At 36.5% G+C, this 18,872-nt stretch carries 15 protein-coding genes and 1 pseudogene; all 16 read left to right on the top strand.

Features of this window, described 5'->3' with window-relative positions:
* Positions 1–10 precede the first annotated feature (10 nt).
* The 16 genes and pseudogenes from Tanf_RS14055 (at position 11) to Tanf_RS01765 (ending at position 18,871) form a co-directional block, all read left to right on the top strand.
* Positions 11–693 (top strand): IS1 family transposase gene (locus tag Tanf_RS14055; protein WP_369057624.1). Its coding sequence is split into 2 segments (ribosomal slippage): positions 11–371 and positions 371–693, totalling 684 coding nucleotides; the frame shifts between segments, so codons are not numbered across the junction.
* Positions 694–954: 261 nt separating this feature from the next.
* Positions 955–1,185 (top strand): TIGR04149 family rSAM-modified RiPP, encoded by a 231-nt coding sequence (locus Tanf_RS01835; protein WP_041590501.1) that lies wholly within the window; start codon positions 955–957, stop codon positions 1,183–1,185.
* A gap of 124 nt (positions 1,186–1,309) precedes the next feature.
* Entirely contained in the window at positions 1,310–2,476 is a 1,167-nt protein-coding gene (locus Tanf_RS01830; protein WP_236684359.1) for a DUF4934 domain-containing protein, read from the top strand.
* A gap of 5 nt (positions 2,477–2,481) precedes the next feature.
* Entirely contained in the window at positions 2,482–3,942 is a 1,461-nt protein-coding gene (locus Tanf_RS01825) for a radical SAM peptide maturase (RefSeq protein WP_236684358.1), read from the top strand.
* Positions 3,943–3,954: 12 nt separating this feature from the next.
* Complete coding sequence (locus Tanf_RS01820) at positions 3,955–5,130, top strand: TIGR04150 pseudo-rSAM protein (protein ID WP_014223579.1); 1,176 nt, start codon at positions 3,955–3,957, stop codon at positions 5,128–5,130.
* Positions 5,131–5,133: 3 nt separating this feature from the next.
* Positions 5,134–6,348 (top strand): annotated as a pseudogene (locus Tanf_RS01815) (cysteine peptidase family C39 domain-containing protein); the annotation flags it as partial.
* A 125-nt stretch (positions 6,349–6,473) separates the two neighbouring features.
* Positions 6,474–7,121 (top strand): lanthionine synthetase LanC family protein, encoded by a 648-nt coding sequence (locus Tanf_RS01810; RefSeq protein WP_080948524.1) that lies wholly within the window; start codon positions 6,474–6,476, stop codon positions 7,119–7,121.
* On the top strand, positions 7,118–8,362 hold the full coding sequence (locus tag Tanf_RS01805; RefSeq protein ID WP_046824691.1) for a TIGR04157 family glycosyltransferase: 1,245 nt from the start codon (positions 7,118–7,120) through the stop codon (positions 8,360–8,362). The genes Tanf_RS01810 and Tanf_RS01805 overlap by 4 nt, the downstream gene beginning before the upstream one ends.
* Before the next feature lie 47 nt (positions 8,363–8,409).
* Positions 8,410–8,724: a class I lanthipeptide gene (locus tag Tanf_RS01800; RefSeq protein ID WP_046824690.1), complete on the top strand. Its 315-nt coding sequence runs from the start codon at positions 8,410–8,412 to the stop codon at positions 8,722–8,724.
* Between the two features lie 67 nt (positions 8,725–8,791).
* Positions 8,792–9,916: a lanthionine synthetase C family protein gene (locus Tanf_RS01795; RefSeq protein ID WP_074449246.1), complete on the top strand. Its 1,125-nt coding sequence runs from the start codon at positions 8,792–8,794 to the stop codon at positions 9,914–9,916.
* A gap of 19 nt (positions 9,917–9,935) precedes the next feature.
* Positions 9,936–10,895, top strand: a complete 960-nt coding sequence (locus Tanf_RS01790; protein ID WP_046824688.1) for a TraB/GumN family protein — start codon at positions 9,936–9,938, stop codon at positions 10,893–10,895.
* Positions 10,896–10,904: 9 nt separating this feature from the next.
* Positions 10,905–12,026 carry a quinone oxidoreductase family protein gene (locus tag Tanf_RS01785; RefSeq protein WP_080948523.1) on the top strand — a complete coding sequence of 374 codons (1,122 nt, stop codon included), beginning with the start codon at positions 10,905–10,907 and terminating at the stop codon, positions 12,024–12,026.
* Positions 12,027–12,276: 250 nt separating this feature from the next.
* Positions 12,277–14,466 carry a lantibiotic dehydratase family protein gene (locus Tanf_RS01780; RefSeq protein WP_046824687.1) on the top strand — a complete coding sequence of 730 codons (2,190 nt, stop codon included), beginning with the start codon at positions 12,277–12,279 and terminating at the stop codon, positions 14,464–14,466.
* Complete coding sequence (locus Tanf_RS01775) at positions 14,463–15,347, top strand: thiopeptide-type bacteriocin biosynthesis protein (RefSeq protein WP_046824686.1); 885 nt, start codon at positions 14,463–14,465, stop codon at positions 15,345–15,347. The genes Tanf_RS01780 and Tanf_RS01775 overlap by 4 nt, the downstream gene beginning before the upstream one ends.
* On the top strand, positions 15,340–17,547 hold the full coding sequence (locus tag Tanf_RS01770; protein WP_201774572.1) for a peptidase domain-containing ABC transporter: 2,208 nt from the start codon (positions 15,340–15,342) through the stop codon (positions 17,545–17,547). Before Tanf_RS01775 ends, Tanf_RS01770 begins: the two co-directional genes overlap by 8 nt.
* Positions 17,548–17,557: 10 nt before the next feature.
* Positions 17,558–18,871: an HlyD family secretion protein gene (locus tag Tanf_RS01765; protein ID WP_046824684.1), complete on the top strand. Its 1,314-nt coding sequence runs from the start codon at positions 17,558–17,560 to the stop codon at positions 18,869–18,871.
* Position 18,872: the final 1 nt, after the last annotated feature.

Below are 18,872 nucleotides of genomic sequence, written 5' to 3'. Positions count from 1 at the left end.
CGCTCAAACTATGGATTGTCCAAGATGTGGAAGCATAAATCATCGTAAAGATGGCATTGTCGGTGGTCGTCAGCGCCATTATTGTAAAGATTGTCATTATCGTTATACTGTTCAACAGAAATCTAATACAAAATCAGCTGCTACTCGTAGATTAGCTTTGGAGATGTACTTGGAGGGCTTAGGTTTTAGAGCAATCGGACGCATATTGAAAATAAGTCATACAATTGTTTACTATTGGGTAAAAGAATGGGGTGAAAGGGTGGCTTTACCACAAAAAGAGGGACCTGTTTCAGTTGTTGAATTAGATGAGATGCACACATATATAGGTTCAAAAAAAACTACTGTTGGGTATGGATTGCTGTTGATCGATTTGGAAAACGATTTATCTCTTTTGTCTGTGGGGACAGAAGCACAGATACAGGGATGAAGCTTTGGAAGAAGATAAAAAACATTCCTGCATCTGTGTATTATTCTGACTATTGGAAGAGCTATAAAGAATTTCTTCCTAATGTAAAACACATTCAAACGAAGGCAGAAACTTATACAGTCGAAGGTTATAATAGCAGAATAAGGCATTATTTAGCAAGGTTCAAACGAAAAGGGAAGTGTTATAGTAAGGCAAAACATATGATAGAAAAATCCCTAAAATTACTTTTTCTAAAACTAAACAACGAGCTAGCTATATGTGTTTAACAATACCGTATTTTCTATGGGGCGGTGAAAGTGCGCAATGAATAAGTGTTTTTTCAATCGGTCACTCGGTATTTCCGGATAAAGATAGCGTGTGTTTGTGTGGATTTATGAAACACTGGTCAAGAGCAAATATACCGTTTATCGGGAAAAAACGACCGTTCGTTAGGAAAAAGCTACCGTTCGTTAGAAAAGCGGAGTATAAATTAGAGCAAGAGGGAGAGGATAATTATCTTTGCTCCCGACATATTAAAATTTTATCGTATGAAAAAGTTGAAAAAAATCAAGTTGAATCAGTTGTGTAAAGCGGAGCTGAATTCAAGAGAAATGGCCCAATTAACGGGCGGTTTATGTTGTGGTTGTGGTTGCCACGGTCCGTCTTCTACAGTGGATAACCAAAACGCTAATGCTGAAAATGGTTATGGCTCTATAGGAGGCAATAAAATTTGTTGGTGTTGGGATGGAGGTGCTTGGGTTAAAACAGAAACCAAGTAACTATGGTGTTTAGGTTTGCCTTATTGAGATTTTCATATAAGGCAAACTTTATTTAATTTATGCGTTTTGTATGAGGAATTTACATGTTTTTTTTAGCCTCTTCTGTATGACGACTCTTGTTATCTTGAATCTAGTAAATTGCTCGTCTTTAGAAAAAAAGTATAATATTTCGACAGAGGCGTGCATACCTGTTATCGACTTGGCATATGCTGTGGAGAATTCCGGAGAATCGCTTCCTTTGAGTGATTTTGTTGAAGATATTGAATATATCCGTCCCGAATATCCCGCCACGTTGGTTGATATAATCTTTGGAATATCCTTTAACCGCAATTATCTGTTATTGGAAGTCAGGGATAAGCTGTTATGTTATACACGCGAAGGAAAGTTTATCTGTGAAATAAGCCGTAAAGGACAAGGTCCTAAAGAACATTTGGGTATTCGTTCTTCCGATTTATATCACAATCTTGTTGCTATTCACAGTAATTATAGTTGTAAGATATTATGGTATAATGCGGATGGAGAGTATATAAGGGAAACTCCGGTATCAAATAGTGTTTTTAAAATAAATATTCTGGATACAAACAGAGTGGCTATTCATTTACAGCATGGCCTTTCAATGGATAATCCGGGGCTTTTTATTGCGGGTCTTCTAAATAGCAATGGCGATACGGTTCAATTAAAAAAAAGTGAACCGTATTATCCTGAGGGAGTCGCAAGTAGTCCATCTATATGGAAATATAACGATACGGTTCGGGTATTGACGTGTATAAACGATACGGTGTATGCTATCTCAAGGAATGAAATTGTTCCGAGATATGTGATCAATTTTGGAAAATATAAAATCAGTCGTGACGCTTTTGCAGATATTCGATTATTAGAACAAGAGCGCAATAAATGTATTTCTATGCTATCTTTTTGCGAAACAGCGACACATCTTTTGGTCACATTCCCATACAATAGGAAGCGATGGTTTGCAGTATACGATAAACAGACATCCAAAATATCGGCTTGGAGTTCTGAGCCTGACAATATCAACAAATATGGTTTTTTGGAAGGAGGGGGATGGCTAAACGATATTGACGGAGGAATCTCGCCAACTACTTTTTTTTCTGCCTCCAGTGACTATTTTACGGTCAATGTGGAACCGGAAAATCTAAAAACATCTTTTATCGAGAATAAGGGGCATATCGACGTTCAATATCCGGAAAAACAGCAGAAATTAGAACAACTTATCCACTCTCTCGATGAGGAGGAAAATCCTGTAGTAATACTCTATAAACTAAAAAAGTAAAAAAAATGAAAGAAATATGCTCTTTTCAGTTGCAAAACAGGAATACGTATTTATTTGTTAACAGAGGTGATTTTAAATATGTTATGACTGTTCATCCCAAGATGGTAAGATATCTCTTCGGAGATGAAATAAAAACTAAAGGACATGCCGATACATCTGATGATATTTATTATAAAAGAAAGGCAGAGTACATAAAATCAAAATTACCTGATGAGGATCATTCATTCTCAGGAAGAATACATCCGAGTCAAGTAGAAGAAGCGTTCTTGAATGTAAATCAAATTGTGTTTGAGGTGACTGATAGATGCAATTTAAATTGTACATATTGTGGATATGGGGGGTTATATGGAAATTATGATGAAAGAGAGAGCGGCCTTTTGAAAATAGAAGATATAGCTCCTCTATTCTCTTTTCTTGATAATTTACAACAAAAAAAGAATAAATCTATAAATGATATAATCTATATTAGTTTTTATGGGGGAGAGCCTCTGCTCAATATGACATTTATCAAGAATGTAGTTTCATATATACGAAATCACAGGAAGGATGAGCATAAATATGAGTTCAGTATGACAACAAATGCTGTCTTACTGCATAAATACATGGATTATTTAGCTGCAAACAAAGTGCATCTTCTTATTAGTTTGGATGGTGATGAAAAAAATAATTCATATAGGGTAACGAAAAGTGGACTAAATTCTTTCAAAAGTATAGTTGAAAATATTGATTTATTACAGAGCAACCATCCTGAGTACTTTAAAGACTTTGTGAATTTTAATGCTGTTTTGCATAACCGTAATTCAGTGGAAGACATCTATAATTATATTTATACTCGGTATAAGAAAATATCAAGGATTGGTGAACTTAACAATACAGGAATCCTGCCGGAAAAAAGAGAAGAGTTTGAAAGAATGTATCGAAATACTTCTGAAAGTCTTTATCAATCGGAGAATTATACAAGATTGGAGCATGAGTTTTTCACCTTGGTTCCTTCATATTATAATGCTTGTAATTTCTTACACACCTATAATCTTGGAGTAATAAATACATATAATGATTTTTTTTCAAGTCATAAGAAGAAGCATTTTATTCCGACAGGGACATGTATGCCTTTTTCAAAGAAAATTTTTGTAACAGTTAATGGAAAAATACTGCCTTGTGAGCGCATAGGACATAATTATACATTGGGACAATTGTCTAAAGCAGGTGTTGATATTGACTTTGAGAAAATAGCATTAAAATATAACTCTTATTATGATAAACTAAATAAACAATGTTCTAAATGTTATCAATTAGGAGCTTGTTATCAATGCATCTTTAATATTGATGACATGGAAAATAATCCTATTTGTCATGGGTTTATGAATAAGAAAAACTTTGTGAGTTTTTTGGCGACTAATATGATTTTCTTTGAATCTCACCCTCTTGATTACTATAGAATCATGGAAGAGGTTGTCTTAAAATAATAATTTCCCATAATGAATATAGATATTAATCAAAATTATTGGCTGACTGTTGAGCCTTACGTATATATAAATTTTGCTCATTCATCTGTACTTCTATATAATACCTTGGATGCACAATACATTGAATCCACCAATCCATTAATAGTTCGATTGGTGCATAAAATTTCAGAGAAGAAAAATTGCGGAGTATGTCTATTGACGAGAAGAGACCTCAAGATTGATGAAGTAAGAGAGTTTGTTATAGATATTCGTCAAAAATTCATTGGAGATATTATTCCCGTTAAATTTTCCGAAAGCAAACCGGTTCAGCTTATTCCGTTTTTGAATTTTCAACAAGATAGAACAAGATTGAGTCTGCAGCCTAATATATCAATTGGAGATAATGTATTGGATTATCTTCATGAGATCAATTTTCTTTTTGATAAGCATAATGAGTTAAAAATAGAAAGACTTAATGATGTTATAGAGCAGGTCGAAAATGTTCCAGTGGTTAATCTATGTGGTAATATTTGGAAGTACTCCTCTTTTTCCAAGTTGCTTCAATTATTAAATAAGATAAGTGGTAGAAAGATTATTATCAATAATTATGAAGAAATAAATGTTGATAATGTTTTGTCATCTAATATAGGAGAAGAGTATACTTTTCTTATAAATATTCGCTTCCCAATCAATAAGGAAAAATGGAAGTCACTTGTTTCTTTGATGACGTTGTCCAAATGGAAAATTAAATTTGTTTTTGGTGTAGAGAGCGAAAAGCACTTAAAAGACGCTGAGAGACTAATTAATGAGTATAAAATAGAAAACTATCAACTTTTACCGGTATATAACAATAAAAATATTGCTTTTTTTAAAAAAAGTGTTTATTTGAATAGGGAGGATATCTTTTCAGCCCCTTTGTCTATGAGAGAAATATTTGCTAATAAAACACTGAATATATATAACTTTGGGAAGCTTTTTGTAAAATCTAATGGAGATGTCTTTGTTAAGGGAAGTAGCGAAATAATAGGGAATGTGGAGAAAGATACAATAAAAGAAATTATCTATAATGAAATTTCTAATGGAGAATCATGGTTAAGTATACGAAATAAACAACCCTGTACAATGTGTCTTTATCAATGGTTATGTCCCTCACCATCTGATTTTGAGCTGTCTATTGGAAGACCGAATCTATGCCATGTTCACCCATAGCGAATGAATTCTTTCCTAATATTCACTCAGCTTGACTCCATGGACTGCGGTCCTAGCTGTTTGCGCATGGTTGCCAAGCATTACGGAAAGCATTACAGTCTGGAAACGCTCCGTCAACATTCGTTTATTACGCGTGAAGGAGTTTCCATGTTGGGTATAAGCGATGCGGCAGAATATATCGGGTTCCGCACATCGGGGGTCATGATTTCGTTTGAACAGTTAGTCGAAGAAGCACCGTTGCCCTGCATTGTCCACTGGAAGCAGAATCACTTTGTGGTGGTTTATCATATCAAAAAAGATAAAAAAAACAGGCACCGCATTTACGTGGCAGACCCCGCCTTAGGATTGGTAACTTACGATGAAGCCGATTTCAAAAAATGCTGGCTGAGTACGAAGCAAGAAAATGAAGACAAAGGAGCAGCTCTGCTTCTGCAACCCGGACCGGAGTTTTACGATCGCGAGGATGAAAAAGAAAACCGCAATCGCAGTCTCCGGTATTTCCTTCGATACTTGACACCTTATAAGAGTGAGCTTGTCCAACTAATATTGGGAATGGTTGTAGTGAGTCTTCTGCAACTGATTTTTCCATTTCTCACTCAGTCCTTAGTGGATATCGGTATCCGTGACGGTAACATGAGTTTTATCACGCTGATTCTGATTGCTCAACTCATTATTTTTATCGCCCGCCTTTCCGTGGAGTTTATCCGCAGCTGGATATTGCTGCATATGAATACACGGATAAACATCGCCTTGATTTCGGATTTTTTAGCCAAATTGATGAAATTGCCTCTTCGCTATTTCGACACAAAAATGACAGGTGATATCATGCAGCGTATCGGTGATCACGGACGTATCGAATCGTTTCTTACGGGCAATTCCATCAGTACGCTTTTTTCATTTGTCAATTTCTTTGTGTTCGCTTTTGTATTGGCTTATTATAATTTAGTTGTTCTTGGTATTTTTCTTGTCGGTAATGCCTTGTATGTGGTATAGATACTCTCTTTTATGAGGTATCGCCGCGAGTTGGATCACAGACGTTTTGCCCAATCCGCCGGAGAACAGAGTAATATCATACAGCTAATCACCGGCATGCAGGAAATCAAGCTGAATAATTGTGAGAAGCAGAAACGATGGCAATGGGAACGAATCCAGGTAAAGCTGTTTAAGATAGGTGTTAAAGGGTTAGCTTTGGGACAAATGCAACAAGTCGGCTCGGTGATCTCGGTGATATTGTTCGAGAAGTGCATATATAAAAAGTTAAATAAAGTTACTATGAGGCGTTTTTTCACTTGGGGAATTTGCATGTGTGGAAAATATATTCTAAATTCGCGACCGGATGTTTTATGGTAATATATATGCAGTTACAACATGAAAAAGTACATTTACTTGAAAGAATTGCTAACCACTTGATAATAAATAGCAGTTTTTTGGATGACCTTGGATTATTCCACGGGAAGATGGGTATTGTGATTTTCTTTTACCATTATTCACGCTATACAAATGAACCTATGTACGAACTCTTAGGTGAAAATCTGATCGAGAATATTTATGAAAATATTCATGAAAATATGCCTGTGACGATGGATAAAGGGCTTTGTGGCATTGCTTGGGGACTATGTTCTTTGTTGGAGGATAATTTTTTGGAAGGTGACGTAGATGAAATATTAAGTGATATTGACAATAAAATCATGGAGCGAGATCCTATTCGCATTACTGATTTGTCATTTAACACTGGTCTTGAGGGGATTTGGTGCTATGTGCAGAAGCGAATTGCTTATGCGAAAAAAACTCAAAGAGTTCTTCCTTTTGATGAAAAATATAGAGATAAGATTGGAAAAAGTATTCAAAAAACGGGGGTATCATTGAAGGCCTCTTCACCTTTAGATGTTATTACAATAGCGAATGTTGACTCAACAATGAACTTTTTGAAATTTCCATTGGGCTTGGATAATGGTTGTGCTGGAGTTTTATTAAAACATATATTGAAATGAAGCACATATATATATTTAATACAGATAGTCAAGCCGGAGATTATGGAATTGGTACCTATTTGAGAGAACTCAAGGCCTGTTTACGTTCTGATCCTGAGACAATTCTTACATTTGTTGAGTTGCAATCAACTCAAAAAGAATTTTCAGTGGTAGAAATGGCAGGAGTGAGGTGTATTAAAATCCCTTCTCCTCAAGCACACCCATCTTGGCAGTTTCACACAAAAAAGATGAAAGCTTACAATTTAGCAGTTTGCTGTTTGTTAAAAAAATATGTAAATGCAGGGGAAGAGAATGTATTTCATTTAAACTATTTACATCACGACTCTTTAGTGCCGTATTTGCGTGAGATGCTTCCTCTGTGTAAAATTATTTACACAATTCATTATTTAAGTTGGTTTCCAAATAATGAAAATGCTTATCATAATAAAATTAGTAAACAGATATATGATCAGGTAGATTCTGCCGAAAAGTTTGTGTATGACAGTTATCCCAGAATGAAGGCAATGTGTCAATCTGTAGACAGAGTAATTTGTTTGTCATCACATACTTACAATCTATTGCAAACTGAGCTTGAACCATCTCATGATAAGCTTGCTTTAATCTCGAATGGATTGCAGGATGAAGCGCGAATGTTGGATGAAGAACAGAAGCGAGCCTTTAAAGAGGAATTGTCTTTTGCCGTCAATGAGAAAGTTGTTCTTTTTGTAGGAAGGTTGGATGCAGCAAAAGGACTTTTGTTGCTTATAAGAGCTTTTAAGAAAGTCATTGCTTATATACACGAGGCTCGTTTAATTATTGTAGGAGATGGTAGGTATGATGAACTGTTAAAAGAATGCTCGTCGTTTTATGGTAAAGTTACATTTACCGGTAGGGTTGATAAGGATTTCTTATACCGATTATATCAAATAACCGATGTAGGAGTTCATCCCTCTCTTAATGAACAATGCAGCTATGTAGCGATTGAGATGATGATGCACGGAATTCCCTTAATAGGGTTCGATGTAATAGGAGTCGGAGAAATGATAAAATCCGGGTATAATGGATATAAAGTGCATATTGGTGATGAAGTTTTACCTGTATCTGAAAACACTTTATTGGTAGAACAATTGGGGGATTATATAATAAAGGTATTAGAAAATGATAAACTACGAAGAGAATTAGGTAAAAACAGCAGGGAGGCTTATCTGAATCGATATGACGAAGTGAGAATGAAAAATAAACTATTGGAGGTCTATCATTGATAGACTCCTTTAGATTAAACAATTATTAATTTAAAACAAGTGAGATTATGAATGAGGAAAAAAAACTTAAGAAATTAGTCCTTAAAAAAGAAGAGATCGTAAATCTGAATGATTATCAGATGGGACAAATGAAAGGAGGGTCATCATGGCCTTGTGCTAAATCGGTCATAGAATCGGTATCTATTATTTTTAGTGTCGCCGATACAATTTACGGTCATGGAAAAGAAGAAAGCTGGTGGAATTGCCCCCACTCAAAGCAAAAAAACTGCATGACTAATATATCGGATAAATGGGTACATTTTCCTGATGGCAGTAAAGCATGCGAAATTCCGGAAGTCGATATTTATGGACATCGACCATAAGGCAGTAAACTCGTAGGCTATGTTGCATATCGAAAGATGTCACATAGCTTACGTTATGAGGTGAATTATGAAAAATTCTGCTTTGCCGGAAGGATTTGATTTATGTGGCCTATACAGAAAGGGTAATCCGACATATAAAAGTATTGGATTAGTTTCCGGAAGTAGTGCTTATCTTTTGTATTTCTACTATTTGTATGAAATAACAAATGATCATAAGTATAAGGAACAATTGTTTCAATTGATAGAAGAACAATTGGAAGGTGTAAATAGTAACTTCAGTTTAAGCTCCGGATTGTCTGCATTGTGTTTAGTGCTTTATTGGATAAAACACGATCACTTATTAAGTGAACAAATGGAAGAAATAGATTGGCTAATTGAAAAGGAATATAATTTGTCACTAAGCAAGAATGATATGGACTATTTTCAGGGTGCTTCCGGATATTTGTTCTATTTCATGATGACAAAAAGGAGTAAACGAATTGATCGATTGATTGCACAATACATTCAACAGGTTAACGAGAACTTTGAAAAAAATGATTGGTACACGCCATTTTATCTGAAAGATGCTAATCCTGTCATGGTTGTAAATATGGGTACTCCGCATGGAATGACCGGAATTTTATTATTGCTTTTAATCGTGTTTGAAAACGGATATCGAGTAGTTGCTCCTACGATAGTAAAAGTTTGTGAATTTCTGTTAGAGAATCGCTTCACCAAAAGGGAAACATCTTTTTTTCCTTCGGTTATGAAGCGTGACGGGGAAAAAATAGATAGTGGAATTGCCTGGTGTTATGGGGATTTAATGGCTTCGTATGCAATATTAAAAGCGGGCATTCTCTTGAAACATTCTTATTACAAGGAGGTAGGATATCAAATATTACTTCAATTGAATGAGCGTACTGACTATGTAAAGAATGATTTATGTTTGTGTCATGGACATTCTTCTTTGATATTAATATACAAAAGCATTTACGAACTTACTTGTGACAAATCGTTTCGGCGACGTCATCTCTTTTGGCGGGAGAAAACAAAAATGTTACTTGAAGCGAAGATCGCAGAATATAGACAAGGAATAAATTCGGATTTATTTTTAGAGAATCTTTCGCTGTTTACAGGTCTTCCCGGAAGTTTTTTATCCCTATTTGCTTCCGATATAGAAAATGACAGGTGGTCTAAAATCCTTTTGTTATAATTATAAAAACACAGAAAAAATGAAGAGAATCATAATTACCCTATTTTTATTTTCGTCCTTTTCAACAGGGGGCTGTTCGGCTCAATCAACACAAGAGGCCGAACTGAAAGACAATGAGAACAGCTTGCTCTGGAAAATCTCGGGCAACGGCTTACAACATGATTCATATCTTTTGGGAACGATGCACAATGTTCATCGCACGTTCTTGGATAGTATTTCGGGATTCGGAAAAGCTTTTAAAGAAGCTAAGCAGGTGGCAGTAGAATGTGACATGTTTACAGCAGAGTCTAATAGAAGCTCTAAACCTAAAGAAGAACTAAAAGACTATATCTTTATGCCCCAAGATACGACCTATGCCATGCTTTACAATGATGATGACTATCAGTTTGTCGATTCCATAATGAGAAAAGGCAACCGTCAATATTTCAAATATAAACCGTTATTTTGGAGTAATTTCCTCACCAAGATGGTAATATATGACAGCATCAAAAGCATACAGAGCACTATGGATGGATTTATTTTATTAATCGGATATCAAAATGATAAGAAAATCTGTTTTATGGAAACTCTTGAAGATGTCGGTCGAAAAGCAACTGAATTTGATTCATTAGGGTATGTCATGGACTTGCACGATCAGGCTAAAATGTTACAACACACATTAAGGCATCCCAATAGCATACGTTCTTTCATGGATCAAATGAAGAAATATTATTTCAAACAAGCATTAACTCAGTTGTCGGTAGATTCTTTAACTAAACAGCTAAAACTTGAGGATGCTCCGCAAGTCGTACGTGATGGATTTAAATTTATGAATGATGTATTAATTGCTGGCCGAAACGAAGAATGGATGAGTAATATTATTCCGATGATTCATGAAGATTCTTCGCTAATCGCAGTCGGAGCAGGACATCTGATTGGCCCCGACGGATTAATTGCCAAGTTAAGAGAACGTGGGTATAAGGTTGAACCGATAAGATAATGCTAAGTTATGAAAACAGTTGCGATATGTAATTCCTGTATGCAAGATATTGCTTGTGATAGTTTTTTTGATGAATTTCTCATCGATGAACATAAACTTACTGTATCTCTATTGGAAGTGCCTGATCCGGATTTTACGTCTTTATTCACCTCACACTCTGTTGTGGTTAAAGTACAAGCTTTTTCGTGTAATTACCGTGATCGTTCATTAATGCATTATTTGGGAGAACAATGTATAGCTTTGAGTGGCAATCAGAAATATTTTTATTCACCAGTCGGGTCGGAATTTGTAGGCCAAGTGGTAAAAGTCGGCTCCGAGGTTCGTTCGTTACGTCCCGGTGATCGTGTTATGTCAGATAATAGCTATCCATTTAAACCGGATGGAAGTATCGGTGGCGTAAGTACAAACTTTGCATCGCAAAGACTTTTACTGCTTTCTGAACATCAACTAATAAAAGTTCCGGATACAATGTCGGATGAAGTTGCAGCGGCTTTCTCTCTTTCTGCACAAACAGCATATAGCATGGTAAGAAAGGCTGATCTGAAAGATGGTGATAATGTTTTGATTACTGCATTAACTTCTAATACGTCATTAGCAATAGTTGAAAGGCTCAAGTCGTGCAATGCGAATATAAATATATATGGGATGTCTTCTAAAGCCATATCACTGAGAAAATATATAAAAGAGTGGGGATTAAAGGATATCTATCTCCCTCCTTTTTTGCAAGATGATCAATTCGGTGAGAATAATTGTATCGATAAGAAATTTGATGTTATCTTTGATCCATTCATTGATTTGTATTTCATGGATTTATTAAATCACATCAATTTTAACTCCAAATACATATTCTGCGGTTTTTACCAGCAACATCCTTCATACAAAGGAATGAAGGTATTGCCCCGGAACTCTCTTTCAACGATCTATGGGTCATGTATAATGTATAATATATCCTTAATAGGCAACTGCTTGGGCGGTAGAGAAGACTTGGAAAAGGCCCTTTCTGATTTTTCAGACGGCAGATTTTGTATGAATATAGATTCTGTGTACACAGGCAATCAGTTGGTAGAATTCTTTCAGAAATCTTTTCTTAAAGAAAGAATCGGGAAGGTAGTATATAAGTATATGGATTGATAAGTTGTTGATTGAATTAATTTATTGTTATGTTCACTTTGCATATGATGTATGGAAAGTATTTGCGGATTAAAAAAATGGAAGAATGAAATAAAATATATTGCTCCATGATACGAATAGTTTATCTACTTATGTATCTTTATTGACGCTAATCGGCAGTGGATAAATGCTGTGCTGCTGTTATCTACCCGATGTCATTTACATAAGAAACCAAAATGGAATATAATGACCTTTTACAAAAAGAAAAGATATGATATTTCGGCCTTTTGATAGATTTATTTACCGCGTGCCTGCATTTCCTTTAACTTATTTAAGAAACATTCTTGAAGGGGGAAAAAGTATGTCTGAATGTTTCTTTGATAACCGTGTCAAGGAAGCTGTTTATATAGGTTCTTCTGATTTATATAAGGAGTTGGAAAAATTATTTAACAGTAAAGTAAAGGATGAGGATCGGAAAAATGGTATTGAAATCTCTTTTATGAAATATTTGAGTAGAATGTCTACTCGCTGTACCCCATTCGGACTATTTGCCACTTCTTCTATGGGCAATGTAGGAGAGGTTACTCAATTTTCTTTAGACGATGAGATAAGCAGGTGCACTCGATTGGATATGTACTATCTGTGCGCATTGGTACAGACTATATTAAGTTTGCCGGATGTAAAAAGAGGAGTATTATATTATCCGAATAATACTCTTTACAAAGTGGGCAAGTACATGCGCTATATCGAATATAAATATTCAGATAAGAGACGAATGCATACTATTTCGTCTGTTGAACGATCGAAATATTTAGATACAATATTGAAGAATGCGGCTAAAGGAGTAATGATTGGGGAATTATTAAGTTATTTCAGTGAACAAGGAATAGATGAAGAGGAAAGTTTATGTTTTATTGATGAGTTGATAAAATCTCAATTGTTAGTCAGTGAATTGGATGTAATGGTAGTGGGTGAAGAATATTTGAAAAAGTTCATAATGACTTTATGTAAGATGCGTTTAGAAGATAGCACCCGAGAATTAGTCGATTCTCTATGTTGTATAAATAGCTGGTTGGAAGAGATGGATACGGGAAAACTTAATCCGTTGCATGGTTATCACCAAATAAGGCAAATGGTTAATCAAATGCCCGCTACTTATACTGAAAATTTTCTTTTTCAGGTAGATGCAACAAGAAAAAATACAGTAGCAACATTAGGAGAATCAGTAATTGCTGAATTAAAATCAGTTATCTCTTTTTTTAGTAAGCTGGGAAGTACAGAGGTATCACCATTGGATAGTTTTAAAATGGCTTTCTACAATAGATATGAGGAACGTGAGGTTCCTTTGGCAATAGCATTAGACTCCGAATTAGGAATTGGTTATCCGTTGGGGCACGGAATAGGAGACATTTCTCCTATTGTGGACAACCTGATTTTGCCTCCTCAAAAGAAACAAGTTGCGAATATTGCCAATGTGCAAACGGTGTTGTTGGAAAGACTGATAAAAGCTGAAAGAGAAGGAGCAAGCGAGATTGTGTTTTATCCTGAAGAGTTTAAATCGGTGCCGGAAAACTGGAATGGATATCCCGAAACCTTATATGCATTATTTCAAATAATCAGTGTAAAGAATGATAAACCTCTATTAAATATAAGAACCATAGGAGTATCTGCCGCTAACCTGCTGTCGCGCTTTGCTCATTTAGAACCCGAAATAGATAAGTTGGTAAAAGATATTTCAAGAAAAGAGAGTGAATTGGTGGCAGACGGCATATTGGCGGAAATTGTACATTTGCCCGGATCACGAGTTGGCAATATTTTGTCACGACCACATTTGCGAGAATATGAGATCGTGTATCTTGCTAATTCGGATTTGGTAGAAGAAAAGAAAATATATATTGATGATCTAATGCTTTCGTATAGAGGAGGAGAATTAGTTCTGCGTTCTAAGAGATTGAATCGTCGCATAATACCGAGGTTAACAAGTGCGCATAATTATTACAATGACACATTGCCTGTTTATCGCTTTCTATGCGATATGCAACATCAGGGTAAGCGCACTTTTTGGGGGTTTGATTGGGGGGGCTTGGCTGATAAACTTTCTTATAGACCAAGGGTACGATATGGAAACTCCATCCTGTCTTTAGCCGCATGGAATATTAAGCAGGAAGAGATTGCAGCGTTTTATCAAGCTTCTGATAATGAATTGGTAATTAAGGCATTGAATTGGCGCAAAAAAAGGAATATTCCGGTATATGTGCTATTATCTGAAGGTGATAACGAACTTTATATAGATTTTGAGAGCCCGATTAGTATTCGTGCTTTCTTGTCTACGGTCAAAAAACGTACGACCTTTCAACTATTGGAGTTCATTTTCTCTCCAGATAATCTAATCGTTGAAGGAAGAGATGGAAAGTACTTGAATGAATGTATTGTTGGATTTTATAGAGATTCAAAAAAATGAAAGAGGTTCAAAGAACATTTATACCCGGGAGTGAATGGATATATATAAAGGTATATACTGGCAGTAATACGGCAGATAAAATGTTGGTTAATGAATTGTCGAAGTTCATTTCGGCGTTGAGTAGGAAAAAATATATTGAAAAATGGTTCTTTATTCGATATTCAGATCCGGATTTCCATCTGCGTGTTAGAATAAAAGTGAGAGATTGTATGTTTATAGGAGAGGTTATTCGATTATTTTATCATTATTTTAAAAAAAGAATAACCGACGAAAGTGTTTGGAAAGTTCAGTTGGATACATATAATCGTGAATTGGAAAGGTATAAAGAACATTTAATGGAGTTGACCGAAACAATGTTTTGCATTGATAGTAATTATATGCTGAAAATATTGAAAATATTGGATGGAATGCCTCAGCCTACCAGATGGCTAATCGCTGTAAAGATGATAGATGCTTTGCTTATGGATTTCGGTTATGACTTACAACAAAAAAAAGAACTGTTGGAACGAATGGACAAATCATATAAAATGGAATTTGGCTTTACTGAATTTAACTCCAAACAATTTAATGTGATGTATCGAGAACATTCTCATGAATTAGAAGAAGTACTCTGGAATAAAAAAAAAGATGAAAACTATCAAACATTGTATGAGATAATAAAGTTTCGCTCAAAAGAACTGAAAAAGACTGCGTTACAACTAATGAAAGAGGATAAGAATAGAGAGATGAAAACGCTGATTATTAGCTATATTCATATGATGCTAGTTCGTTTGTTTTGTTCGAAAAACAGGATATATGAATTGATCGTGTATAATTTTATGCATAGGCTGTATGCAAGCCATATGGCTCGTATGAAATGTTTAGTCAATGCTCATGATTAAGAAGTTCCCTCATTATCTTCAACCTGACTCCATGGACTGTGGCCCCACATGTTTGCGTATGATTGCCAAACATTACGGGAAGAACTTTTCGTTACAAACACTTCGGGCTCGCTCATTTATTACTCGCGAAGGAGTATCTATGCTTGGTATTAGCGATGCTGCGGAATTTATTGGTTTTCGCACAACAGGCGTACGAATATCTTTTGCTCAATTGCTTGAAGACGTTCCGTTGCCCTGCATATTACACTGGAATCAGAATCATTTTGTAGTATGTTATGCTATAAAAAAAGTGCAAAAGGAATATAAAATTAGTGTTGCAGATCCAGCAAACCAATTGATTACTTATACAGAACAAGAGTTTAAAAAGTGTTGGTTAATGACTAAAGAAGGCGGTGAGGATAAAGGAGCCGCTTTGCTTCTTGAGCCTGGTCCCGAATTCTATGAACAAGAAGATGAGAAGCAAGAAGGTATGAAGGGATTGTTATTTTTTGCAAAATATCTGACTCCTTATAAGAAACAATGGCTTCAACTGCTGTTGGCAATGATAACAGTAAGCGGATTACAGCTTATTTTCCCATTTTTGACCCAATCCTTGGTTGATATTGGAATACGAAATAGTAATTTGAACTTTATTACATTGATTTTGATTGCTCAAGTGGTAATATCAATATCGCAATTATCGGTGGAATTCATTCGTAGTTGGATACTGCTGCACATGAACACGCGTATTAATATCGCTTTGATTTCCGACTTCTTAGCTAAATTGATGAAGTTGCCACTCCATTTTTTTGATACGAAAATGATTGGAGACATTATGCAAAGAATAGGTGATCATAATCGGATCAAGTCATTTCTGATGGGTTCATCCATTGGTACTCTTTTTTCTTTTGTCAATTTTTTTATTTTTGCTTTCATTCTTGCTTATTACAACTTGGTGATATTAGTTATTTTCTTAATAGGTAACACCCTCTATGTTTGTTGGATTTTTGCTTTTATGAAGTATCGTAGAGAACTTGATATTCGCCGCTTTGCACAAGCTGCCGGTGAACAAAGCAGCTTGATCCAATTGATCACCGGCATGCAGGAAATCAAATTAAATAATTGTGAAAAACAAAAGCGCTGGCAATGGGAACGGATTCAAGTGAAGTTATTTAAAATAAGTGTTAAGGGATTGGCCGTGGGACAAGTGCAACAGGTGGGTTCGATCTTCTTTAATCAAACCACTAATATTGTTATCTCGTTTTTGGCAGCTAAATCAGTCGTAGAAGGGCAGATGACACTCGGTATGATGATGTCTTTGACTTACATCATAGGGCAGTTGAGTGGCCCGATAGGTTCGTTTATCGGTTTTGCACAACAGTTGCAAGATGCCAAAATCAGTTTGGAGCGATTGAACGAAGTGCACGGCAAGGAAGATGAAGAAAAAGCGATTGAAAATAAATTGACCCTTCTGCCCGACAAACGGGACATTACATTGGAAAACGTGTCGTTCAGCTATGACGGTGCCGACCGTGATTATGTATTGGACGACATCAGTCTGCATATTCCACAGAACAAAGTTACGGCTATTGTGGGGGCCAGCGGTAGCGGAAAAACGACTCTCATTAAGCTCTTGCTGGGTTTCTATGAACCCAATAAAGGGAGCATTAAAATCGGTGAGACCCCGCTGACCGTTATCAATCCGCACCTCTGGCGCAGTAAATCGGGCTCGGTGATGCAGGACGGATTTATATTCTCCGACACCATCGCACAGAATATCGGTGTGGGCGACGATTATGTGGATATTGAGAAACTGCGTCATGCGGTTACCGTAGCCAACATCCGGGACTTTATCGACTCTCTGCCGTTGGGATACAACACTAAAATCGGGATGGAAGGAAACGGCATCAGTCAAGGACAGCGTCAACGTATCCTGATCGCCCGCGCCGTATATAAGAACCCCGAATTTATCTTTCTCGATGAAGCCACCAACGCGTTGGATGCCAATAATGAAAAAGAAATCATGAAACACCTGCACGAGTTTTACAGAGGTAAGACGGTTGTGGTGGTTGCGCATCGATTAAGTACCGTAAAAGATGCGGATAAGATCGTGGTGCTTGATCAAGGTAAAGTAGCTGAAGAAGGTACACACGAAACATTGACGGCATTGAAAGGGAAGTATTATGAATTGGTGAGAAATCAGTTGGAGCTGGGGAGATAACGAACGGAGTATGGAAAAAGAAGAGAAGAAATACAAAGAGATCGAGCTTCGTAGCGAGGAGGTGCAGGAAGTTATGGGCGAAATTCCACCGTGGATTCTCCGATGGGGGATTACCACACTTTTTGTTATCGTGATGGCATTGTTGACCGGCAGTTGGTTTTTCAAATACCCCGACACCATAAAAGCAAAAATAACGGTAACCTCGTCCGACCCGCCCGTCAGCATTATTGCCCGCTCTTCGGGGAAAATAGATGAAATCTTTATCAAAAACAATGAGGCGGTTGAATGTCAGGCGATACTGGCAGTGATCCAAAATCCGGCAAAAACCGAAGATATGCTGGAGCTGATAAGTAGGATGAAAGCATGGAATATCTACGGATATTCGGAAGAGACCGTGCGAAGATTCTTTAACGGCCCCTCCTTGTCATTAGGGAATATTCAGGCTGCTTACGCCTCTTTTTTAAGCAGTTTAAATGATTATCGAAACTACAAAACGCTGAACTATTATCCTCAAAAGATCGCATCCCAAAAAGAGCAGTTGGTTACTCAAAGAGAATATTATAATCGCATTCTCAAACAGGCGCCTGTCATGAGCGAACAGTTTCGGACATCAAGGAATATCTTTGACAGAGATTCTATTCTTTTGTCTAAAAACGTTATTTCGGAGAATGAATATGACATCTCCAAAAACAGTTTCCTGCAGAACAAACAGTCTTATCTCTCCTTCAGCGCTTCATTGAAACAGTCGGAAGTTCAATTGATGAAGGGAGAAGAGAACTTGCTCGATTTGCAGCAACAGGCAACCGAGTTGGAACGGAAATACCGGCTATCGCTCCAAAATGCCGTAGAAGCATTGAGTGCGCAAATCAAAACGTGGGAGCAGAATTATTTATTGGTAAGCCCCATTGCAGGTACTGTTAATCAAATGGGTGTGTGGAGCAACAACCAGAACGTAAATACGGGAGAAACCGTTTTCACGGTTATTCCCGCACGACAAGACCAACCCAAAGGTAAAGCGTTGCTACCCGTTCAGGGAGCAGGGAAAGTAAAAGTCGGTCAACGGGTCAATGTGCGCATCAACAATTTTCCCGACCAGGAGTTCGGTTATCTTATCGGGAGAGTGGAGAGTGTTTCAAATGTCCCTACGGCAGAGGGGTTTTATGTGGTGGAAATAGATTTTCCGAAAGGAATGGATACGAATTACGGAAAGACGCTGCCCATCACCCGCCAGATGTTGGGAAGTGCGGATATTATTACCGAAGATTTGCGGTTAATCGAACGCCTCCTTATGCCGATAAAGAAATTATTAAAAAATCAACAATAAC

The organism is Tannerella forsythia, assembly GCF_001006485.1.
GTDB classification, from domain to species: domain Bacteria; phylum Bacteroidota; class Bacteroidia; order Bacteroidales; family Tannerellaceae; genus Tannerella; species Tannerella forsythia.
Note: the sequence above shows the minus strand (reverse complement) of the source record. Positions and strands in the feature narration are given on the sequence as shown.